Source organism: Streptomyces davaonensis JCM 4913 (assembly GCF_000349325.1).
Taxonomy (GTDB): Bacteria; Actinomycetota; Actinomycetes; order Streptomycetales; family Streptomycetaceae; genus Streptomyces; species Streptomyces davaonensis.
Genome location: NC_020504.1, coordinates 697,905 through 719,513, shown reverse-complemented (window position 1 = coordinate 719,513; position 21,609 = coordinate 697,905). Strand labels below are relative to the sequence as shown.

Below are 21,609 nucleotides of genomic sequence, written 5' to 3'. Positions count from 1 at the left end.
GAAGGAAGCCGACCGCGAAATGAAGGAAGACATGACGGAGAAGACCTGCCCCATCACCAACGGCCTGCCCACGCTCCGGGAGCGCCCGTTCGACCCGCCCCAGGTGCTGCGCGCCGAGGGCCCGATCTGCCGGATGGCCTTCCCCGACGGCCACGAGGGCTGGCTCGTCACCAGTTACCAGTACGGCCGGGAGATCCTCTCCGACAAGCGGTTCAGCTCGGCCGCCACGCACAAGCACCTGGCGTTCCCCTCCGACCGCGCGCAGGACATGGGGGAGGGCATCCCGGGCCTGTTCGAGCACATGGACCCGCCGGAGCACACCAAGTTCCGCAAGCTCCTGGCCGGCCAGTTCACCCTGCGCCGGATGCGCGCGCTCACCCCGCGCATCGAGGAGATCACCGCGCAGTACGCCGAGGCGATGCTGCGCAAGGGCGCGCCCGCCGACCTGGTCGCGGACTACTCGGTGCCGGTGTCCTCGCAGGTGATCTGCGAGCTGCTCGGCGTGCCGTTCGAGGACCGGGAGCGGTTCGAGGGCAACTCGGCGAAGCTGCTGCGCCTGGACCTGTCCACGGAGGAGACGCAGGCGGCGCTGATGGACCTCGTCGGCCTCACCGGCGAACTCCTCATGCGCAAGCAGGCCGAGCCCGCCGACGACGTCCTGAGCGTGCTGGTCAACGGCGAGGACATGAGCCTCCCGGAGGCGATCGGCGCCACCTTGCTGCTGCTGGTCGCCGGACACGAGACCACCGCCAACATGCTCTCGCTCGGCACCTACGCACTGCTCAACAACCCCGACCAGATGGCCCTGTTGCGCGCCGACGAGTCGCTGATCGAGGGCGCGGTCGAGGAACTGCTCCGCTACCTCACCGTCGTCCACGTGGGCGTGCAGCGCAGCCCCACCGAGGACGTCGAGATCGGCGGAGTGACCCTGCACAAGGGGGACACGGTCCTGATCCACCTCCCCACCGCCAACCGCGACCCGGAGCAGTTCACCGACCCCGACCGCCTCGACGTCACCCAGGGCACCCTCAGCCACCTCACCTTCAGCCACGGCATCCACCAGTGCCTCGGCCAGCAGCTGGCCCGCCTGGAACTCCGCATCGGCTACACCGAACTCCTGCGCCGCTTCCCCGAGTTGCGCCTCGCGGCGACGCCGGACGAGATCCCGATGCGCTCCAACATGACCGTCTACGGCGTACACGAGCTGCCGGTGGCCTGGTGACCTTGTGAAGACCGCGCCGGCGCCTCGACCACCCCTGCGGAGCTGGCAGTTCCGCAGGGTCATCGCCGCGGAGTTCGTCTCCTCGGTCGGCACCCAGATGACGACGCTGGCGCTGCCGTGGTTCGTGCTGATGACGACCGGTTCACCGGCCCGGATGGGGCTGGTGTTCGTCATCCAGATCCTGCCGGTGCCCCTGCTGGGCATGCCCGCCGGGCTGCTGGTGGCCCGGTGGGGCGCCCGTCGCGTCACCATCATCGGCGACATCGCCGACACCGTGCTGGTGGCGGCGGTGCCCACGCTGTATCTCGCGGGCCTGCTCCCGTTCTGGGCGCTGCTGGTGATCGTCGCCCTGATCGGCTGCGTGGCATCCGCCTACCTGTCCGCCCAGCGCATGCTGCTGGCCGAGGCCATCGGCTCCGACGAGGGCGCCGTCACCGCGGGCAACGCCCTGTTCGAGACGGCCACCTCATCGGCCCGCTTCGTCGGCCCCGCCGCAGCCGGTCTGCTGATGGCCAAGGTCGGCGCGCTGCACGTCCTCTGGATCGACGCGGCCACCTTCGCCCTCTCGGCAGCCCTCCTGACCGGCCTGCCCCGCCGCGAGCGAAAACCCGAGCCCCTGTCGGCGAACAGAATGACCGAGGGCGCGCGCTACCTCTTCCGCGACCCGGTGCTCCGCACCATGGCACTGGCAGCCCTCGGCTACGGCACACTCATGCCCGTAGTCCTGCTGGCCCTGCCCATCATGGCCAGGGCCCGCTACGACGCGGCCCCGGAAATAGCGGGCCTGCTGCTGGCCGCATGGGGCGGCGGCACCGCCATCGGCACCGTGATCGTCGCCCGTCTCGCCCGCCGCGTCACACCGACCCGCTTCGCGGCCTATGGCGGCGCGGGCGCCGCCCTCGTCCTGTGGCTGCTGCCCTGGGACCAACCCGCCGCCACCACCGCCCTGACGGTCGCGGCGGCCTGCATGTTCCTCCCCGCGGTCACCGCACCCGCCGTAGCCCTCCTCACCCTGCGCCCACCGGAACATCTGCGCCCCCACGTCCTCCCGGTCTTCGGCGCCGCCGTCTTCATCGCCAGCCCCGTCGCCTACGCCGCGGCAGGCGTCCTCTTCGAACACCTCCCGCTCGGCGCGGTCCTCGCGGGAGTCGCCGTCGGCGCCACCCTGTGCGCCCTGATCCTGCTCGACCTGGCCCGCCGTGATCCTGACAGAGCCACACCGCCGGAAACCGACTGTCCGCCGCCTGACATGATCAGCACATGACCAGTGAACCCGCGTCGTCGGCCCGTACGACGTATGTCCTCTTCGACGTCGACGGCACGCTGATGGACGCGGTGCACAACCAGCGCCGCGTCTGGGCGACCTGGGCGCAGCGGTACGGCCTGGACGCGGACGAGGTCTACCAGGTGGCTCTGCGGACGCGGCCGATGGAGACGTTCGCACAGGTCGCACCCGACGAGGATCCGCACGCGTGCCTGGCCGCGCTGCACGAGCTGGAGGACGACGACGTCCGGACCGGCGACTACCAGGCCTTCGGCGGCGCGTCCGACCTCCTGCACGACCTGCCCCCGGGCTCCTGGGCCCTGGTGACCTCGAACTACGAGCACCGGGTACGCGGCCGCTTCGCGCGGACCGGTCTGCCGGTACCGGACGTGATCGTGGACGCGGCCGCCGTGGCGGAGGGCAAGCCCTCACCCGTCCCCTACCTCCAGGCGGCCGCACTCCTGGGCGCCGACCCGGCATCCTGTCTGGTCGTCGAGGACGCCCCGTCCGGGGTGCGGTCCGGGCTGAGGGCGGGCATGACGGTGTGGGGCGTGAACACGCCGGCCCCGGTGGAGGGAGTGCACCGCCACTTCACGACGCTGAGCGAGGCGGTCCCGCACATCCTGGCCTTCGCGCGCGACGAGGCCCTTACTTCTCGTCCTTCCGGCGCACCATCTCGTTGATCCAGGCCGGTGCGTAGGGAGAGGTGCAGCCCGGGGAGGTCGGGTAGTCCTCGAACACGCCGAGGCGCTCACCGATGGCAAGGGCGCGCGCCCGCAGCTCGGCGTGCCCGATGCCGATCTGGGCAAGGCAGTAGTTCATCGACCACTGGACACGATCCGGGGCGCTGCGCATGTCCGCCTCGACGAGGTCGAGCAGCCCCGGAAGATCGAGCCCCTCGGGCTTCTTCGCCACGCGATCGCCGGTCAGCGCCCAGCTCGCACCGGCCACCACCGGGTCGGGATCGGTGAACCAGGCCAGGCGCAGCTCCTCGCAGTGCGGGCTCTTCTTCACGACGTAGTTGACCAGCCAGTCCTGCACCTTGGGCGAACGAGCCTCGCGCAGCATGCCGTCCAACTGATCACGCTCGAACGCCTTCGGCCGACAGATCAGCAGGGCCAGCAGCCGCGCGGCGGAGTCCCCGGTCTCCCAGAGCCGACAGGCGAGGTCCTGCTGTGTCTTGAGCCGCTTGGCCACCGCGCGCAGCTTGGTGAGGTTCACCCCGTGATCGTCACCGTGCTTCTCGTTCACGGCGTGAATCCTGGGGTCCTCGAGCTCGGCCAGCTCGGCCATCACCTCGGCGACCGTCGTCTCGGTCACGGTTGTCCCGGCCACCTCAGCCTCCTGTCCTTCACGTGCGGGGCTCACCCTACGACGGTCTCAGCCACGCCGGCGCAGATACGTCTCCAGCTCCGCGGCCCCGCGCAGCATCGCCCGGCCCCGGGCGGACAGCCGCCCGCGCCAGTCCTCCAGCGCCGCCTCCAGCGGCTCCAGGCCCCCGGCCGCCCGCACCTGGGTGATCAGCGGCGCGATCTGCTCCAGCAGGTATCCGCCGCGCCGGAGCTGGTGAGCCAGCCGGGCATCCCGTACGTCGGCCTCGTCGTAGACCCGGTACCCGGTCCGCGGGTCGCGGCGGGGGCGCACCAGCCCGGCCCGCTCCCATTTGCGCAGCGTCGCGGGCCGGATGCCGAGTTCGTGGGCCAGCGTGCCGATGAACAGGGCGCCGGTCTCGACCGACGTGGTGGGTTCCAGGTCCCGCAGCGCGTTCTCCACGGCCTGGAGCGTCCGGCGGTCGGCGAGGAGTTCGGCGTGGCCGGCGTCGATCTGCCGGAACGCCTCGTCGTCCGTGCCCTCGTTGACGGCCCGCATGATCGACGTGGCCGTCTGATGGCCGTGGCCCGGAACCAGGGCGAGGAACGTACGCAGGGCAGCCGCGTGCAGCGGGGTGTAGGTGCGGTAGCCGCTGGGCGTGCGACCGGCGGCCGGAAGGATCCCCGCCTCCTCGTAATTGCGGACCGCCTGCGTCGACAGACCGTGCTCGCGCGCCAGATCAACGGGCCTCAGTCGCTCACCGCTTTGAAGGTTGTGTCCATCCATTCGCCCCATTCACCGGACGATATCGCGGAAAGTTTCAACCGGAGGTTCAACGATACCGTTGAAGGCATGGCGACCGACATCAAGGAAACCGCCCATGCCGTCGAGGCGGCCACCGTCATGAGACTGCTCCCGGCCCGCCCCCGACTGCTCGCCCTGGGCGAGCCCACCCACGGCGAGGACGCTCTGCTCGCCGTCCGCAACGACCTCTTCCGCCGGCTCGTCGAACAGGAGGGCTACCGCACCATCGCGATCGAGAGCGACTGCATGAGGGGCCTACTGGTCGACGACTACGTCACCTCGGGCACCGGAACGCTCGACGAGACCATGCGGCACGGCTTCAGCCACGGCTGGGGCGCCTCGGCCGCCAACCGCGACCTCGTCTCCTGGATGCACGCCTACAACGAGGGCAGGCCGGCATCCGACCGCCTCCACTTCGCCGGATTCGACGGCCCGCTGGAGATGGCCGAGGCCGAGAGCCCCCGCCAGGCCCTCACCGCACTCCTCGGATACCTCTCACTCCATGTGGACGCGGACCTCCTCCCGGGCACGCCGCAGACACTCGACGACCTGCTGGGCCCGGACGCCCGTTGGACCAAGCAGGCCGCGATGACGGACCCCACCCAGTCGGTGGGCCAGTCACCCGAGGCCCGCCAACTACGCCTGCTCGCCGACGACTTGGTGGCTCTGCTCGACACACAGACACCCCACCTCATCAACACGACCTCACGGGGCGACTGGGACCGAGCGCGCCTCTACGGCCGTACCGCCATCGGCCTGCTGCGCTACCACCACGGGATGGCCGACACCTCACCGGCCCGAATGACTCAACTCCTAGCCACGCGCGGTCAGATGATGGCGCAGAACCTCCTGGCCCTCACCGAACGCGGCCCGGTGCTCGCCCACGCCCACAACGCCCACCTCCAGCGAAGGAAGAGCAGCATGCGGATGGCCGGAAAACTGCTGGAGTGGTGGAGCGCGGGCGCCCTCGTGCACGCCCAACTCGGCCAGGACTATGCCTTCGCGGCCACCGCCGTCGGCACCATCCGGCACCAGGGAGTGGACACCCCGCCCGCGGACTCCATCGAGGGCCTCCTGTACGAACTCCCCGAGGACAGCTGCGTAGTAGCGCCCCGCCGACTGGCCACCGCCCTCGGCGCCGCACGCCCCACTCCCCGAGAGTCCCCCTGGTTCGGCTACGCCCCTCTCGACCCCGGCCATCTGACCGACCCCGACGCCCTCGTGTTCGTCAAGGACGTCCGGCAGAGCTAGCGGAAGTCGTACACGGCCCACTCGGCGATCGGGACGTACCCGATCCGCTGGTAGAGGGCATTGCTGGTGGGGTTGTCGGGGTCCGCGAAGAGCACGACGTCCGTGGCTCCCGCGGTGAGCGCGGCCCGGCTCACCTCGACCGTCACGGCACCCGCGTAGCCGCGTCCCCTGAGGTGGGCCGGGGTGTAGACGGGGTCCACCCGGACCATCCCGGCGACCATGGTGGTCACGGCCGCCATGGAGGCGGGCGTGCCGTCCGGGGTCTCCCAGAAGGTGAAGTGCCGGTCGGCGAAGCGCGATCCGGCCCAGGAGCGGGCATCCACGGCGGGGACCTCGCCGACGGTGTCGACGAACTCACCGCACCACCGCACGACTTGATCGAGATCCCGCTCGCCCGCGGCCCGCCCCCGGCCCTCCGGGGTCGGCTGCGGCGGGGTGAGCGTGCCGAGACGGTACAGACGGATCCGCGTGGTGAGCTTCGCCGTAGCGCCCGTGTACCGCTGCCAGGCCTGGGCGAATGCGGTGGCGGTGCCGTGCTCCGCGCTGACGTAGGGAAGGGGGTGACCGAGCCCGGCGAGGTGGGCGGCGAGGCGGTCGGCGCCCTCGGGGGAGAGCGGAGTGGGGCTCAGGCCACGGGACGGTAGCCGGTAGAAGATGCCGCGGACCTCACCCCTCTCCTCCAGCCGCCCGAAGAGCGTTGCCCCGCCGCCGAATTCGGCCGTCCCTTCGGTCCGGAGCTTCTCGATCACGGTCAGCGGCATGGTGTGCAGCGCGGGCCGTGAACGCAGGAAGTCCCCGCCCCGGGAGAGGAAGTCGTCGATGTCTTCGGTGAGTTGCCAACCGTCCGAGTGCATGCCCGCATGGTCCCCGATCTTCGGGGCGGAGGCTGGTCAATCTCGGTTTGTGTAGGTACGTCAGTGCCCACGTCGAGGCGTTGTTCCCACGGGAGTTCGCGACGGCGATGGGTCAGTAGACGGACAGGCCTTGGCTGCTGAGGACTTCCTGGATGGGCTGGTAGTAAGTGGTGCCCCCGGTGGTGCAGTTGCCGGAGCCGCCCGAGAGGATGCCAATGATCTTGTCGCCCGCGTAGAGCGGCCCGCCGCTGTCGCCGGGCTCGGCGCAGATGTTGGTCCGGATGAGCCCGTAGACGATGCTGCCGCCACCGTAGTTGACGGTCGCGTTCAACCCCGTGACCACACCGCAGCGCACACCGGTGGTCGAGCCGCGGCGGCAAACGCTCTGGCCGACATATGCGGTAGCGGTGCCGGTGATGTCAACGGTCCCGATCGTTCCCGGGTGCGGCACGGCGGCGTTGGCGTACCGGACGACACCGAAGTCATTGCCCGGGAAGCTACTGCTGGTCGTGGGCCCGATCGAGGTGGTCTGGGCGGAAGTGGTGTACCAGGTGGATGCGGCATCGGTGCAATGCCCGGCGGTGACGAAGTAGTAGGTGGTCCCACTGCGCACGTTGACCCCTGCCGAGCAGCGCAACCCGGCGGCGAAGACACCGTCACCACCGGACACGAGGGTGCGCAGCCGCCCTTCCTCCCGCTGAAGAACGACGCGCACGTCCGAACGCTCGGCGACCTGCCGCAGCCGAGCGAGATCGCCCGCTGACACGGACGAGTCGACATCAACCCGCAGCGTCCCCGTGCGCTGATCCACGCCCCAGGCCGTCCCGGCGATCCCGAGGGCCTCCACCGCGGAAGCGGCACGCGCCGGTCCTGCCACGGGCCCGACGGCCGAACCCGTCCCGGACAACCCGAGAACAGCCCCGACGACCAGACTCAGCACGCAGGCGGCGGACCGGAAACGTCCCAGGCTGGTACGACGTACGCTCATCGCCCACAACTCCCGAGGAACCGTCGGATGGTTGGCCGGTGTGCCGGGCGACGCGCTGCCGGAGTCACCTGCTGGAAACGGGACAGCGCTCATTGTGCCGGGATGTTGAGGGCGCGACCAGGTGGCTTCAGGCCGAGCACCTGAGGAGCGGCGAGCCCGGCCGTGCCGTCAGCCTCCTAGGTGAGAGAGAAGCTCCGCGCCATCCGCGTACGGCTGTTCCTTGGGCAGCATTCGGGTGGCGGCATCCAGCTGACCAGCCTTGACCTGGGCGTGCACTGCATGGGCGAGCGGAGTCACGTCACGGATGGCGACCGTCCACTCGTCCGCGTAGCGCCGTACGGCCTCACCGGAGAGGCCGAGCTGGAGGGACCGGTACGGCAACGGCCGTAGGTGCAGGTCCCGCTCGGGGTCCCACTGCACGCGGGTGGGCGCCCGCTTCAACTGCCGCTGCCAGGTGGCCTGGTCGGGATGCACCCCACGGACGTAGCTGGACAGACACGCGTGTCGCAACGCCCACTCGAAACCGTCACGGCTGATCTCGACGGCGAGAACGGTCTCCTGCCCCGCCTTCGTGCCCCAGCCGCAGCGGTACATCATCCACAGGAACGACGGCTTGATCCACGTCATGCGGTCCCGCTTCCACGCGGCGGGGAAGCGGCCCTCGCGGACGGCGGCCAGGCCGATCTCCGGGGCGTACGCCTGGTAGACGGTGATCGTGGACTCCGTATGGGCCGCACGGATCTCGCGCTGCGGTTCGTTCATGGTGGACAGCTTGGGGCGCCGCTGGTTCAGGCGGCCACTGAGTTTCTGCGGTCGCGGCCGGCCCGTTATGGTGCGCCACCATGGGCACGGACATCTACGGCGGGATCGAGTTCCGTCACCCTTATGCAGGCACCGAGGACTACGACGGTGAGACATGGGTGACCGCCATCGATCTGTGGCCGCTGTACGACGAGACCGACTACACGGCCTTCGGTCTTCTCTTCGGCGTGCGCAACTACGCGGGCTTCGCGCCCCTTGCACCCGGTCGTGGTCTTCCCGCTGACCTGTCGAGCGGCATGCGCTCGCAGCTGGGCCCCTGGGTTGCCCAGGGCGAGATGGACAGCGCGAGCTGGGTGAGTTGGGGGGAGCTCGCCTCCATCGATTCCGCGATCGGGGCTGAACACTTCGTCGGCCGAGTCACCTGGCACAAGAAGTCGCTGCCGTCGACGCGGTACAGCCGGCTCGTATCCCAGCAGTGGCCGCCGGAGGTCCTGGCTTTGGTGGGCGTGCCACCGGTGGACTCGCACAGCGGCTCAGGACGCGTTGAGTGGACCACCGACGATCTGGTCTGCGCCTACGAACCACTGACCGCGGGAGCTGTGCTGGGTTCGGGGACTCACTGGCCGCATGTCTTCGCCGTGATGAAGGCTCTGGCCGGCCGCTTCGGTGACGACGGTGTTCGCCTGGTTGTGGCATTCGACTGACGGCACAGAACCCGGGGCGGTCGGAGGGCGTCGGCCGCGTCACCTGGCGTGGTCCACGTCGCGCCAGGTGACGTCAGGACCGTTGGCGTCACTCGCCCTTGGGGCCGGCCTGCTGGACCACGTCGAAGGACCACAGGGTGGAGCCGCTGGCCGCAGGGCGGGGGCGGTCGCCGCCTTCCGAGCCGCCGCCCTGGTGGGCCGACTTCATCGGGCCCTCCATCCACGCCTGGAAGGACTCCTCGTCGCGCCAGCGGGTGTAGACGAGGTAGTTGTCGGTGCCTTCGACGGGACGGAGGAGTTCGAACCACTCGAAGCCGTCGGAGTTCTCCACGGCGTGCGCGCGGGAGGCGAAGCGCTTCTCCAGGGTCTCGCGCTGCTCTGCGGGAACGGTCAGTACGTTGATCTTGACTACGCTCATGGTGCTCATCCTGCCCCACGGCAGTCGGCCGACGGGTACCGCCCCGCACAGCGGGGCAGATGGTGCCGTCACACCTCTTCGGCCAGCAGCACACCCAGCTCCTCGCCCGCTCCCCAACGCCGCAGCGCAGGGCCGTCGAGCAGCCGGGTCCTGCCGTCCCGCCGCGCCCACTGGACGTCGCGGGCCGCGAACGTACCCCGGTGGACGACCACGCGGAGGACTTCCTCGTCGGGCTTCCCGCGGTGTGTGCGGCGATGTGCTGGTTCCTCGTCGGGGAGGGGTTCGGCCACCGGCCGGAAGGCCACGTCGACGTGGCACCCGTCGGTGTTGTGGGCCCGCACGCGCGGCCGGTCGGGCGCGGGTATCAGCCGTACCCGCCAGCCGTCCCGGCGCAGCATCCGCGCCACGGCCAGCGCCAGGCCCTGGGTGTCGAGTTCGAGAAGGTCGTCCGGGGTGTAGTACCCGATGCGTCGGCGGGCTCCCGGTCGCTGGTGGCGCACCCAGAGGACGGCCGCGCCGACGACCACTACGACACCGGTGATCGGCACCGCGATCCCCACGGCGCGGTATCCCCACGCGAGCAGCGCGACCACGGCGCACACCATCGCCACCACCAGCACCAGTGCCGGGAACACTTCGCGGAACCTGGGCCCGTAGAGCCCGCCGGCCCGCAGCAGGCGTACGGCCTCGCGGCGCTGCGCGCGACGTGACTGGACGGGACCGGACGACCACGACAGGCGCGCCACAGTGTCAGCCCCCCATGCTTCCCCGATGCCACCTGTGATGTGGATACCCGCTTCGCGGCCAATTACCTTTCACGCGGCGGGAATTGGGCCCAGCTCGGTCGGTGGGTGGAAGCGCGAAGGGGCGCTATCCGCTTCTGGCGCCGAGAGCGGCTCTGACCTGCGAAGTTCACACTTCCATCACGGTTGCGTCACTGATCCACCCCATCGTGTCATCGCTCGCTCGCGCCCCTTTACGGTCAGCTGACACCGCAGCACCAGTGAGGGATGAATGTCGTACAACCAGCCGCCTGCCCAGCCGCCGTTCGCCGGGTCGTCGGACGCTCGGCCCAAGTGGGCTCGCAAGCGGGTCGCGATCCCGGCCGCGCTCCTCCTCTTCTTCGTCGGAGTCGGCGTCGGATCCGAGGACGGCAGCGGCCAGGAGAAGACCGGCGCCGGCAGCGCCGCACCGCGGCCCACCGTCACCGTGACGGAAACGGCCGTCGGCAAGCCCGCCAAATCCGCGGCGGCCAAGGAGACCAAGGAGACCCAGGACGCCAAGCCCGCGTCCGACGACGGCGAGAAGGCGACCGTGCCCGACTTCGTCGGGATGGGCCTCCAGTCCGCGCAGGACAAGGCCCAGGAACTCGGCTTCTACTCGCTGGACTCCCACGATGCGCTCGGACGCGACCGTATGCAGGCGTTCGACCGTAATTGGAAGGTGTGCAGCCAGAACACGAAGGCCGGGACGTCGGCGTCGACCGACACCGAACTCGACTTCGGTGCGGTCAAGTTGGAGGAGGACTGCCCGGCGAAGGACCAGAAGCCGCCGTCCGCGAAGGACGGGAAGATGCCCGACTTCAAGGGCAAGTCGGTGAACGCCGCCCGCAGTGCGCTCGACTCCGGCACGTCGCTCACGGTCGAGGACGCGACGCCGGAGGACCGTTGGATCCTGGTCGAGTCGAACTGGCAGGTGTGCACTCAGAAGCCGGCCGCCGGTGTGGCACTGAACGGCCAGCCGGTCACGCTCACCGCGGTCAAGTTCGGCGAGTCCTGCCCGTAGGGCCTGTCGTTTGGATCAGTCCGGCGTTGCGGGCTCTGGTCGGTCGGCCTGCACTGTTTCTTGCAGCCGGCCTGATCCAAACGACAGACCCTGGCCCGCCGCCTTCAGTCTGTGCCGCCGCGAGGAGGTGCCGATAATCGGTTGCCTCCCGGCGGCGGCGATGGATGCAATGTCCGGTGTGATCACCAAGGTGCACCCCCGGATCGGCGCCCTCGTTCCGCTCACTCGCCCCGGCTGGGTCGAGGCAGGCCACCACCTGCTCGCCGGACTCGAACTGGCCGTCCGCGAAGTCAACGACGCGGGCGGGATCGACGGAAGCCCACTTGAGCTGGTGGTCCGGGACACCGCGGCCGATCCGGAGAAGGCCGCGGCGGCCGTGGACGAGCTGGCCGGCCTGGGCGTGGCCGCTCTGGCGGGGGAGTACCACAGCGTCGTCGCCCGAGCTGCCGCCGCCAGGGCCGACGCCCTCGGACTGCCGTTCCTGTGCTCGTCAGCCGTGCTCGACGGGCTCACCGAGCAGCCGACCGATTGGGTCGCGCGGCTGCCCCCGGCGCAGTCCCACGGCTGGCGGATCTACGCGGACTTCCTCCTCGGCGCCGGTCATCGCCGCATCGCCGTAGCCACGCAGCCGAGCGTCTACTGGGCATCCGGGACCCGCATCCTGGGCGACCACCTCGCTCCGCGCGGCGGTACGGTCATCGAACTCGACATGACCACGCTGGCCCCCGACGCCGTGTGCGACGCACTCGTCACCCACGGCGCGACAGCTCTCCTTCTTCTGGCCGGCCACCCGGATCCGGCGGTGCCGATCGTGAAGTCCGTCCGCCGCGACCCGCGCCTCACCGACATCCTGATCGGCGCTCCGGCCGGGCAGCCGGAGTTCGCCGAATGGGCGGCCCTGCTGAGCGAGGAGGGCACCGCGATCCCGTTCCTGCGCTACCTGCCCGAACGCCTCACGCCGCTGGGCACACGAGTGGCGACGACCCTGCGCGAGCGCCTGGCCGAACCCCCCTCCTTCGTCGCCTTCGAGGGATACGACACGGTCGCTGTCCTCGCCCAGCTGCTCCGTTCGCACGGCACCGACCGAGCCCGCATCGCCGCATCCTGGCCGCGCGTCGCCGTGGACGGCACTCGTGGCCCGATCCGGTTCTCGCGCACGCCCGGAATCGGCGTGTGGCAATGGACTTGGCCGCCCGTCCAAGTCGTGGACCGGGACCCGGAAGCGCCCGACCGCTTCAGGATCCTGCACGCCGTACCGGACGGGCCGCCTCCCCTCAGCTGATACGAACCCCCGTGCCGCCGACCCGCACCCTCGGGTCACCCGCGCGCAGCGTCACCGTGAGCTCACCGGGGCGCCCCAGGTCCTCGCCCTGATGCAGGGTGAGGACGGAGTCCTCGGGCACCAGGCCGAGTTCACGGGCGTACGCGCCGAACGCCGCGGCCGCGGCGCCGGTCGCCGGGTCCTCGACGACGCCGCCGACGGGGAACGGATCGCGGACGTGGAAGACGGTGGCCGACTCCCGCCACACCAACTGGACCGTGGTGAGGTCCAGTCGGTGCATCAGCGCTTCGAGGCGCGCGAAGTCGTACGCGAGATCCGCCAGGCGCGCACGGGAGGCCGCCGCCAGCACGAGATGCCGGGCACCGGCGAACGATATGCGGGGCGGGAAGGCCGGGTCGAGATCGGCGGCGGGCCAGTCGAGCGCGGCGAGCGCCTCGCTGAGGTCGGTATCGTCGATCTCCTCGACATGCGGTTCGACACTGGTGAGTGTGGCCCTGACCGTCCCGAGCTCCTCATCCACCTGCACCGGCACGGTCCCGGCGCGCGTCGCGAAGACCAGCTCCCCGGGCCCTATCCGCTCGGCGAGCGCGATGGCGGTCGCGACGGTGGCATGCCCGCAGAACGGCACCTCGGCCTTGGGACTGAAGTAGCGCACGCGGTACGCCCGCCCCTGCTCCCCGCCTATGTCCTCCGGCGGCGCGGTCAGGAAAGCGGACTCCGAGTATCCGAGTTCAGCGGCGATCGCCAGCATGTCGTCGTCATCGAGACCGGTGGCGTCCAGCACGACACCGGCCGGGTTCCCACCGTCGGGAGAGCCGGAGAAGGCGGTGTAGCGGAGCACCTCGGGCTGCTGGCGGTTCGTCGTCATGAACCTGGAACGCGCGGCAAGGCCACGACAGTTCCCGCCCTCCCGGTGTGGCTTGTCCCGCCGTTCGAGAGCCCGCCACGCATGAAGTGGGACTACGTCCGACGGCGGGCGCCGGGGCCCGGTCGGGCGGAGACTTCCTTGGGGGACAGGGCGACATGCTCCTCCGCGCATTCGACGACGACGCGGACCGGGGCCTCGCAGGCGGCGTGACGCATGTCCAGTACCGAGCCTTCGGGATCCGGTGCGTAGGCCTCGCCCCACTGGCGGAGGGCGACGAGTACGGGCCACAGGTCCCATCCCTTGCGGGTCAGGCGGTACTCGTTGCGGGAGCGGCTGCCCGGCTCGCGGTAGGCGACGGTCCTGAGGATTCCGGCCGCGGTGAGTTTGCGCAGGCGGTCGCTGAGGACCGCCTCGGACAGGCCGATGTGGCGCCGGAAGTCATCGAACCGGCGTACGCCGTTGGCGGCGTCCCGAATGATCAGCAGCGTCCACTTCTCGCCGACCAGATCGAGCGTGCACTGGACGGGACAGTTCTCGGTGCTGACCTCAAGCCACTCCATGCCTCCATGCTACGGGCTGACTATTCCTTTGACAGTCAGGTGAGCGCCGGGCTAGCTTCAACCGACGAAGTCAGCCGAGAGGACGCCGAAGCATGGGACGTACACGCACCTACGAGTGGGAGGACCCCGCGACCAGTGCCGCCGCCGTGGGACTCGCCTCCGGTATGGACTTCCTGCGGGAGATGCAGGCGGGTCGGCTGCCCGCGCCGCCTGTCTCGGCCACCCTCGACTTCACGCTGGACGAGGTGGAAGAGGGCAGGGCGGTGTTCTCGATGACGCCGGGGGAGGAGCACTACAACCCCATCGGCAGTGTGCACGGCGGTGTCTACGCCACCCTGCTCGACTCGGCGGCCGGCTGCGCCGTACAGTCCACGCTCCCGCCGGGCATGGGGTACACCTCGCTCGACCTGAACGTGAAGTTCCTCAAGCGCATCACCGCGGACACCGGCAAGGTCCGGGCCATCGGCACGATCGTCAACCGGGGCCGGACGACCGCGCTGGCCGAGGCCAAGCTGGTCGACGCGGACGAGCGCCTGCTCGCCCACGCCACGAGCAGCTGCCTGCTGTTCCCGATACCGCCCTCCGCGACCTGAGAGACGGGCCCCTGCACCCCGACCACCCGCCCGGACGTCGACGCCTGCACGTGGCTCGGAAAGCGCCTCTACTCCCACACCTACCAGACCTGGTGCGTCAGGGAGGCGGCGCGCAGACGTCCGAGGAAGGGGAGGGCCGGCTCGGGATCACGCCACCGCGTCCGGGTCCTCATGGGCGCCCGGCAGTTGGTTGTGCCCTTCGGACCAGTGGTTCGTCCACCCGCAGACCCCGCAGGCGTACCGCCCGTTGACCCCCGACACCTCGGCGCCGCAGCCCCGGCAGTCCGTGGTCGTGATCTCCTGCGCGTTCAGGAACTCGGCCGCGGCTGCCGCCGCGAGAGGGCCGGGGACGGAGTGCGAGGGCTTCCTGGTCACGACCGCGACCCTATCCACCGACTTCCCTTTCCGGCCAGGTGTGGTCAGGCTGTCTCCGGCATGCTGGAGATCTTCGGTCGGGAGTGGCGGATGGCGGGGGCCGGTGGCGGTGCGGCGGGGCTCGATGCCCGGCCCTGGGACATCGCGAACGAAGCCTTGGCGTTCCTGTTGGAAATCGCCGCGCTGGGCTTTCTCGGCTGGTGGGGATTCAGCGCGGGCCATGAGGGTGTGCCCCGCATCCTGCTCGGTGTGGGCACACCCTCGCTGGCCATCCTGGTGTGGGGACTGTTCGCCGCGCCCCGGGCCCGTTGGCGGCCGCGGCTTGCGCTCGTGCTGGTGGTGAAGGCGCTGGTGCTCGGGGGCGGGGCCGCTGCCCTGTACGCGGTGGGGCACCCCGTCGCTGCGGGCGTCGTGGCGGTGGTGACCGCCGTCAATACCGCGGTGGCCGAGTACTTCCGAGCCTCGCCCTCGGGTGTACGGTCGCCGGATCTCTCCTGACGCAGGGCCCCGACAGGGACGCGCACCGTCCACCCCCTCACCTTGTCAGCCCGCCGACCGCGCCTGTATAACGTTGTAAAATTGACGTGAAGGGATTGCCGTGCGGGTCAGCCTCAAGGATGTCGCCGCGCACGCTGGGGTCTCCATCAAGACCGTCTCCAACGTGGTGAACAACTATCAGCACGTCACACCAGCCATGCGCGAGCGCGTTCAGGCGTCCATCGACGCGCTCGGCTACCGGCCCAACCTCGCCGCCCGGCACCTGCGCAAGGGACGCACGGGCATCATCGCGCTCGCCCTGCCCGAACTGGGCAATCCGTACTTCGCCGAACTCGCGGCCACCGTCATCGACGCCGCCGCCGCGCATGACTACATCGTGCTGCTGGACCACACCGGCGGCCGGCGCGAGCAGGAGATCCTGGTCAGCCAGGGCTTCCGGGCCCGGGTCATCGACGGACTCATCCTCAGCCCCATCGAGCTGGAGACCGAGGATCTGCGCGACCGGGCGGAGAAGGTCCCGCTCGTGCTGCTCGGCGAACGGGACTACGCCCTGCCGTACGACCACATCGCGATCGACAACGTGGCCGCGGCCCGCACGGCGGTGCGGCATCTCATCGAACTGGGGCGGCGGGAAGTCGCGTTCATCGGTGATCGCCGCGGTCGCAGTGAGCCCGCGCAACTGCGGGTACGGGGCTGGCGCGAGGAGCTGACCGGCGCCGGACTCCCGGCCGACGACGGGCTGGTCGCCGCCACCGACGGGTGGGGGCATGCGGACGGCGCGGCCGCCATGGCGCGCATCCTGGAATCCGGGCGGCGCCCCGACGCCGTCTTCGCCTACAACGACCCGATGGCCATCGGCGCGATGCGTGTGCTGCACGAACGCGGGCTGCGGGTGCCCGAGGACATCGCGATCGTCGGCTTCGACGACGTCGTCGAGGGGCGTTTCGGTGCGGTGACGCTCACTTCCGTGTCGCCGGACAAGGAAGCCATCGGCCGGCTCGCGGTCGAGTCGGTGCTGGCGCGGCTCGGCGGCGGTGAAGCGCCCGAACCGCGCCGAGTGTGGGCCGACTACCGGCTTGTGCAGCGGGAGAGCACGCTCGGCCGGGGGGCGCAGGTCTCGGACGGTCGGGGCTGATCCGTTCGGCGCCGCGTTCCGAACCACCCCTCTTTTCATCGGCGTTTGCGATGTGCACTCGCTGATTCGCGTCGCCCGCAGAGCAATTGATGCTGCCGTCTTGCCGACGGCGTCCCAAGTTCGCCTCGTGCACAGGGGGTTTACAGCATCCTTCCAACGATGTAAAAACCTCTGTGCGGCGGGCCGAACAACCTTTCCCGCCTGGAGAGAAGAGCAACTCTGCCCGTTCACCGCCTCCCCAACTCCCTTTCAGCGTCGCCCGGATCGGGGTCACCCATGCAGCGCACCACTCACCGTCGTCGCCCCCTCGCCCGTCCTGTGGCCGTCTCCCTGGCCGCCGTGGTGGCCTTGACCGCCACCTCCTGCGCGAAGTCGGAGGACGACGCGTCGAGCGGCACCTCCTCCGCGGCCGCCGCAGGCGCCGAACAGAAGGTCGCCTCGCCCGCGCCGGGCGGCAAGACCTGCACCATCGAGGCGTACGGCGCTGAGAAGCTCGATCTCAAGAACGCCACCGTCGGCTTCTCCCAGTCCGAGAAGGAAGCCAACCCGTTCCGTATCGCCGAGACGCAGTCCATCAAGGACGAGGCGAGCAAGCGCGGGGTCAAACTGCTGACGGCCAATGCCCAGTCGCAGTTCTCCAAGCAGATCAGCGATGTCCAGGACCTGCTGGCCAAGGGTGCCGACCTGCTGGTCATCGCCCCGCTGAACTCCGACGGCTGGGACCCGGTCCTCCAGGCGGCGGCCGCCAAGAAGGTCCCCATCGTGACGATCGACCGCAAGATCAACGCCACGGCGTGCAAGGACTATGTCTCCTTCATCGCCTCCGACTTCGTCGAGCAGGGCAAGCGCGCCGCCGACCAGATGATCGAGGCGACCGGCGGCAAGGGAGAGGTGGCGATCCTGCTCGGCGCGGCGGGCAACAACGTGACCACCGAGCGCACCAAGGGCTTCAAGGACCGGATCGCCGAGAAGGCCCCGGAGCTGAAGGTCGTCTTCGAGCAGACCGGCGACTTCGCCCGCGAAAAGGGCCAGCAGGTCACCGAGCAGCTCATCCAGTCCAAGCCCGGGATCAAGGGCATCTACGCCGAGAACGACGAGATGGGCCTCGGTGCCGTCGCCGCGCTCAAGGGCGCCGGGAAGAAGGCCGGCGACGTCAAGATCGTCACGGTCGACGGCACCCGCAACGCCGTCCAGGGCATCGTGGACGGCTGGATCAGCGGGGTCATCGAGTCCAACCCGCGCTTCGGCCCGCTGGCCTTCCAGACCCTCGACACCTTCACCCAGGGTGAGGAAGTCGCCCAGGACATCGTTATCGAGGACGGTGCCTACGGCGCGGACAACGCGAAGAGTGACCTCGGCAAGGCGTACTGACGTGCCCGCAGAAGTTCTCACCGTCCGCGGACTGAGCAAGACCTTCCCCGGCGTCCGGGCCCTGGACGACGTGGACCTCACCCTGCACGCCGGTGAGGTCCACGCCCTGATCGGCGAGAACGGCGCCGGGAAGTCGACCCTCATCAAACTCCTCACCGGCGTGTACCGGCCCGACGCCGGACAGATCGTCTTCCAGGGCCGCGAGGTCTCCTTCGCCACCCCGCTGGAGGCGCAGAAGGCCGGGATCTCCACCATCTACCAGGAGGTCAACCTCATCCCGCTGCTCAGCGTGGCCCGCAACCTCTTCCTGGGCCGTGAGCCGCGCAACCGGCTCGGTGTACTGGACATCGCCCGGATGAACCGGGAGGCCGAGGAGACGCTGCGCACCTACGGAGTGCGGGTCGATGTCCGAAGGCCCCTGCGCAGCCTGGGAGTCGGTGCCCAGCAGATGGTCGCCCTGGCCCGGGCCGTCGCCACCGACGCGCGGATCGTCATCATGGACGAGCCGACCTCCTCCCTCGAACCCCGCGAGGTGGAGACCCTGTTCACGGTGATCCGGCGGCTGCGCGACGCGGGCATCGCGGTCGTCTACGTCAGCCACCGCCTGGACGAGCTGTACGCCGTGTGCGACACCGTCACTGTGCTGCGCGACGGGAAGCGGGTCCACCACGGCCCGCTGGCCAGACTCGACCGGCTCTCGCTCGTGTCGACCATGCTCGGCCGGGATCTGGGCGAGGTCCGCGAGGAGGGCCTGACCAAGTTCACCGGCGACCATGGTGCGGCGGATGCCGAACCGGTCCTGCGCGCGGACGAGTTGACGGTTCCGCACCAGCTGCACGGGGTCTCGGTGAGCATCCGTCCCGGTGAGGTCGTCGGTCTCGGCGGGCTGCTCGGCTCCGGACGCACCGAGACGGCGAAGGCCATCGCCGGTGCCCTGCCGCTGGGTTCGGGCAGGGTCACCGTGGCCGGTGTGCCGCTGCGCGCGGGCTCCACACCGGCCGCCATCCGGGCGGGCATCAGCCTGCTGCCCGAGGACCGCAAGAGCGAGGGCATCGTCCCGGGGCTTTCGGTGCGGGAGAACATCGCCCTCGCCGTGCTGCCGCGGCTGTCCCGCTTCGGCCTGGTCTCGGAGGCACGGGTCGACGCGATCGTCGACACCTTCATCGAACGGCTCCGGATCAAGGCGTCCTCACCGCGGCAGAAGGTCGGCGAACTCTCCGGCGGCAACCAGCAGAAGGTGCTGCTGGCCCGCTGGCTCGCCATGCATCCCAAGGTGCTCCTGCTCGACGAACCCACCCGCGGCATCGACGTCGGAGCCAAGGCCGAGGTACAGAAACTCGTCGACGAACTGGCCGCCGACGGCCTGGGCGTCCTGCTCATCTCCTCCGACCTGGAGGAACTGATCGAAGGGTCCGACCGCGTGGTCGTACTGAAGGACGGCGTTGTCGTCGGCGAGCTGAGCGGCGACGACGTCACCGAGGAGAGGCTGATGCGGGCCATCGCCGGGAACGACGTACGGGAAGAGGCGACCGCCGATGGCTGAAGTCGCCCTGCGCACCACCCCGTTGGACAAGGACCGCATCCTCCAGTGGCTTCAGACGTACGGCGTCTACGCCGGCGTGGCGGTGCTGCTCGTCGTCAACGTCCTCATCACTCCGCACTTCCTGTCCGCGGAGAACTTCCGCACCCAGGCCGTCCAGGTCGCCCCGGTCATCATCGTCGCCCTGGGCATGGCCCTGGTCATCGGTACCGAGGGTGTCGACCTCTCCGTCGGCGCCGTGATGGCCCTGTCGGCCTCCGTCACCGCCCTCTACCTCGGGTACGGCCTCCTGCCCGCGCTGCTCGCGGTCGCCCTGTTCGCGGCCGGCGTCGGGCTGGCCAACGGAGCGCTGGTGGCCTTCATCGGCGTGCAACCCATCGTCGCCACGCTGGCGTTGATGGTCGGCGGCCGGGGCCTGGCGCTGGTGCTGCTTCCGCAGCTGAAGGACCTGCGCAACCCCTCCCTGGCCTCGTTGGGCTCCGGCGACGTCCTTGGCGTTCCGTATCTGATCCTGATCGCCACGGCGCTGGCCGTGCTGGTGGCGTTCGTGGTCCGCCGCACCACCTTCGGGCGGCAATTGCTGGCCATCGGCGACAGCCGCCCCGCGGCCCAGCTCGCCGGTCTGCCCGTACGCCGCGTCCTGATCATCGTGTACGTGGTGAGCGCGCTGCTCGCGGCGGTCGCGGGCGTGCTCGCCACCGCGCGACTCCAGGCCAGCGATCCCACCTCGCTGGGCAACCTGATGGAACTCTCCGCGATCACGGCGGTGGTGGTCGGCGGCACCCCGCTGACCGGCGGCCGCGTGAACATCGCCGGAACCGTGGCCGGAGCGGTCCTCATCCAGCTCCTGACCGCCACGCTCATCAAGCACGACCTGCCGCCGTCCTGGACGCAGATCGCGCAGGCCATGGTGATCGTCGCCGCGGTCTACGCGGCTCGGGGACGGGGGAAGCGATGACCGCCACCAGAACGGAAGCACCCGTGACCGCCGGGCCCACGAAGGAAGCCGAACCGGTGGGCCCCGCCCGCTCCGAGCGGCTCAGCGCACTGCTCCAGCAGCACGGCGCGCTGGCCGTGCTGGTGATCGTCTCCCTGGTGGCGTCGTTCTCCTTCGACTCCTTCGCCACCGGCGACAACTTCTCCAACATGGCGACGAGTTCGGCCTTCCTGGCGATCGTCGCCCTCGGCATGACCTTCGTGATCATCACCGGCGGCATCGACCTGTCCGTCGGCTCCCTCTTCGCCCTCGGCGGCGTCCTGGCCGCCTGGGGATCGCGCCACGGCACCCTGGTGGCACTGCTGCTGCCGCTCGCCGTCTGCGGACTGATCGGCGTCGTCAACGGACTCCTCGTCGCCCGCTCACGGCTCGCTCCCTTCATCGTCACCCTCGCCGCCATGCTGGGCGCACGCGGGCTGATGCTGGCGCTGACCGACGAGGGCGCCGACACCTACCTCATCGGCAAGGGCTCGTTCCTCGCCGAACTGGGCCAGGGCACCACCCTCGGCCTCGGCAACCCGGTGTGGATCACGCTGGGCCTGTTCGTCGCGGGCGCCGTCGTCCTGCGCCGGACCCGGTTCGGCCAGCATGTCTACGCCGTCGGCGGCAACGAGGACGCGGCCGCCCTCATGGGTGCCCCCGTGGCCCGCACCAAGATCCTCGTCTACGCCCTGTCGGGACTGCTCGCCGGACTGGCCGGGGCGCTGAACGCGGCCTGGCTGGCGTCCGGCGTGACCATCCTGGGCAACGGCATGGAACTGGAGGCCATCTCCGCCGTCGTCATCGGCGGCACCCTCCTGACCGGCGGGCTCGGCTACGTCAGCGGCTCACTGGTCGGCGTCCTGCTCCTGAAGGTGATCCAGAACGTCATCAACCAGATCGGCTCCCTCGACTCCTCCTATCAACAGGTCGTCAGCGGCGCCTTCCTGGCCGTCGTCGTCATCGCCCAGACCTGGCTGGGCCGCAGACGCCAACTGATGTGACAAGCCTCTGACGCGCACGTCTCCCCACACCCCAACCCCAGGAG

At 70.1% G+C, this 21,609-nt stretch carries 24 protein-coding genes; 14 read left to right on the top strand and 10 right to left on the bottom strand.

The features are described from left to right. Positions 1-31 precede the first annotated feature (31 nt). The 3 genes from BN159_RS03200 to BN159_RS03190 are packed head-to-tail and all read left to right on the top strand — an operon-like array spanning position 32 to position 3,169. On the top strand, positions 32-1,222 hold the full coding sequence (locus BN159_RS03200) for a cytochrome P450 (RefSeq protein WP_015655458.1): 1,191 nt from the start codon (positions 32-34) through the stop codon (positions 1,220-1,222). Positions 1,223-1,226: 4 nt separating this feature from the next. After that, positions 1,227-2,486 (top strand): MFS transporter, encoded by a 1,260-nt coding sequence (locus BN159_RS03195; protein WP_015655457.1) that lies wholly within the window; start codon positions 1,227-1,229, stop codon positions 2,484-2,486. After that, positions 2,483-3,169: an HAD family hydrolase gene (locus tag BN159_RS03190; RefSeq protein WP_015655456.1), complete on the top strand. Its 687-nt coding sequence runs from the start codon at positions 2,483-2,485 to the stop codon at positions 3,167-3,169. The genes BN159_RS03195 and BN159_RS03190 overlap by 4 nt, the downstream gene beginning before the upstream one ends. Here BN159_RS03190 and BN159_RS03185 read toward each other — a convergent pair. Beyond that, the gene (locus BN159_RS03185) at positions 3,135-3,779 is read right to left on the bottom strand and encodes a DNA alkylation repair protein (protein WP_197541391.1); all 645 of its coding nucleotides are present in this window, start codon (positions 3,777-3,779) and stop codon (positions 3,135-3,137) included. The genes BN159_RS03190 and BN159_RS03185 overlap by 35 nt on opposite strands. Positions 3,780-3,866: 87 nt before the next feature. Further along, positions 3,867-4,583: a TioE family transcriptional regulator gene (locus BN159_RS03180; RefSeq protein WP_015655454.1), complete on the bottom strand. Its 717-nt coding sequence runs from the start codon at positions 4,581-4,583 to the stop codon at positions 3,867-3,869. A 66-nt stretch (positions 4,584-4,649) separates the two neighbouring features. On the opposite strand from BN159_RS03180, the gene BN159_RS03175 reads away from it, so the two are divergent. After that, positions 4,650-5,852, top strand: coding sequence for an erythromycin esterase family protein (locus BN159_RS03175; RefSeq protein ID WP_015655453.1), 1,203 nt, complete (start codon positions 4,650-4,652; stop codon positions 5,850-5,852). On the opposite strand, the gene BN159_RS03170 is transcribed toward BN159_RS03175, so the two are convergent. The 3 genes from BN159_RS03170 to BN159_RS03160 form a co-directional block, all read right to left on the bottom strand. After that, positions 5,849-6,706: a GNAT family N-acetyltransferase gene (locus BN159_RS03170; protein ID WP_015655452.1), complete on the bottom strand. Its 858-nt coding sequence runs from the start codon at positions 6,704-6,706 to the stop codon at positions 5,849-5,851. The two genes, BN159_RS03175 and BN159_RS03170, sit on opposite strands and share 4 nt — an antisense overlap. 112 nt (positions 6,707-6,818) lie before the next feature. Continuing rightward, positions 6,819-7,694, bottom strand: coding sequence for a S1 family peptidase (locus BN159_RS03165; RefSeq protein WP_015655451.1), 876 nt, complete (start codon positions 7,692-7,694; stop codon positions 6,819-6,821). Positions 7,695-7,862: 168 nt separating this feature from the next. After that, entirely contained in the window at positions 7,863-8,456 is a 594-nt protein-coding gene (locus BN159_RS03160; RefSeq protein WP_015655450.1) for a DUF4291 domain-containing protein, read from the bottom strand. A gap of 80 nt (positions 8,457-8,536) precedes the next feature. On the opposite strand from BN159_RS03160, the gene BN159_RS42685 reads away from it, so the two are divergent. Then, the gene (locus BN159_RS42685; protein WP_015655449.1) at positions 8,537-9,160 is read left to right on the top strand and encodes a hypothetical protein; all 624 of its coding nucleotides are present in this window, start codon (positions 8,537-8,539) and stop codon (positions 9,158-9,160) included. 88 nt (positions 9,161-9,248) lie between these two features. Here the strand turns inward: BN159_RS42685 and BN159_RS03150 are convergent, their stop codons facing one another. Beyond that, complete coding sequence (locus BN159_RS03150) at positions 9,249-9,578, bottom strand: antibiotic biosynthesis monooxygenase family protein (protein WP_015655448.1); 330 nt, start codon at positions 9,576-9,578, stop codon at positions 9,249-9,251. Positions 9,579-9,646: 68 nt separating this feature from the next. Next, positions 9,647-10,324, bottom strand: coding sequence for a hypothetical protein (locus BN159_RS03145; protein WP_015655447.1), 678 nt, complete (start codon positions 10,322-10,324; stop codon positions 9,647-9,649). Positions 10,325-10,592: 268 nt separating this feature from the next. Between BN159_RS03145 and BN159_RS03140 the strand changes: the two genes are divergently transcribed. After that, complete coding sequence (locus BN159_RS03140; protein ID WP_015655446.1) at positions 10,593-11,363, top strand: hypothetical protein; 771 nt, start codon at positions 10,593-10,595, stop codon at positions 11,361-11,363. Positions 11,364-11,532: 169 nt separating this feature from the next. Next, positions 11,533-12,645, top strand: a complete 1,113-nt coding sequence (locus BN159_RS03135) for an ABC transporter substrate-binding protein (RefSeq protein WP_041818779.1) — start codon at positions 11,533-11,535, stop codon at positions 12,643-12,645. Here BN159_RS03135 and BN159_RS03130 read toward each other — a convergent pair. Continuing rightward, positions 12,638-13,513, bottom strand: coding sequence for a PhzF family phenazine biosynthesis protein (locus BN159_RS03130; protein ID WP_015655444.1), 876 nt, complete (start codon positions 13,511-13,513; stop codon positions 12,638-12,640). The genes BN159_RS03135 and BN159_RS03130 overlap by 8 nt on opposite strands. A 92-nt stretch (positions 13,514-13,605) precedes the next feature. Continuing rightward, positions 13,606-14,073 carry a winged helix-turn-helix transcriptional regulator gene (locus tag BN159_RS03125; RefSeq protein ID WP_015655443.1) on the bottom strand — a complete coding sequence of 156 codons (468 nt, stop codon included), beginning with the start codon at positions 14,071-14,073 and terminating at the stop codon, positions 13,606-13,608. A 92-nt stretch (positions 14,074-14,165) separates the two neighbouring features. Between BN159_RS03125 and BN159_RS03120 the strand changes: the two genes are divergently transcribed. Then, positions 14,166-14,666 (top strand): PaaI family thioesterase, encoded by a 501-nt coding sequence (locus BN159_RS03120; RefSeq protein WP_015655442.1) that lies wholly within the window; start codon positions 14,166-14,168, stop codon positions 14,664-14,666. A 147-nt stretch (positions 14,667-14,813) separates the two neighbouring features. Here the strand turns inward: BN159_RS03120 and BN159_RS03115 are convergent, their stop codons facing one another. Then, positions 14,814-15,041: a hypothetical protein gene (locus BN159_RS03115; protein WP_041818777.1), complete on the bottom strand. Its 228-nt coding sequence runs from the start codon at positions 15,039-15,041 to the stop codon at positions 14,814-14,816. 60 nt (positions 15,042-15,101) lie between these two features. Here BN159_RS03115 and BN159_RS03110 point away from each other — a divergent pair, with 60 nt between their 5' ends. From BN159_RS03110 to BN159_RS03085, 6 genes are all read left to right on the top strand, one after another. Further along, positions 15,102-15,539 (top strand): YrdB family protein, encoded by a 438-nt coding sequence (locus BN159_RS03110; protein WP_015655440.1) that lies wholly within the window; start codon positions 15,102-15,104, stop codon positions 15,537-15,539. Between the two features lie 100 nt (positions 15,540-15,639). Continuing rightward, positions 15,640-16,674: a LacI family DNA-binding transcriptional regulator gene (locus BN159_RS03105; RefSeq protein WP_015655439.1), complete on the top strand. Its 1,035-nt coding sequence runs from the start codon at positions 15,640-15,642 to the stop codon at positions 16,672-16,674. A gap of 276 nt (positions 16,675-16,950) precedes the next feature. Next, positions 16,951-18,045 (top strand): ABC transporter substrate-binding protein, encoded by a 1,095-nt coding sequence (locus tag BN159_RS03100; protein ID WP_015655438.1) that lies wholly within the window; start codon positions 16,951-16,953, stop codon positions 18,043-18,045. A gap of 1 nt (position 18,046) precedes the next feature. Next, positions 18,047-19,588 (top strand): sugar ABC transporter ATP-binding protein, encoded by a 1,542-nt coding sequence (locus BN159_RS03095; RefSeq protein WP_015655437.1) that lies wholly within the window; start codon positions 18,047-18,049, stop codon positions 19,586-19,588. Then, complete coding sequence (locus BN159_RS03090; RefSeq protein WP_015655436.1) at positions 19,581-20,543, top strand: ABC transporter permease; 963 nt, start codon at positions 19,581-19,583, stop codon at positions 20,541-20,543. Before BN159_RS03095 ends, BN159_RS03090 begins: the two co-directional genes overlap by 8 nt. Then, positions 20,540-21,565 (top strand): ABC transporter permease, encoded by a 1,026-nt coding sequence (locus BN159_RS03085; protein ID WP_015655435.1) that lies wholly within the window; start codon positions 20,540-20,542, stop codon positions 21,563-21,565. The genes BN159_RS03090 and BN159_RS03085 overlap by 4 nt, the downstream gene beginning before the upstream one ends. The last annotated feature ends 44 nt before the right edge of the window (positions 21,566-21,609 follow it).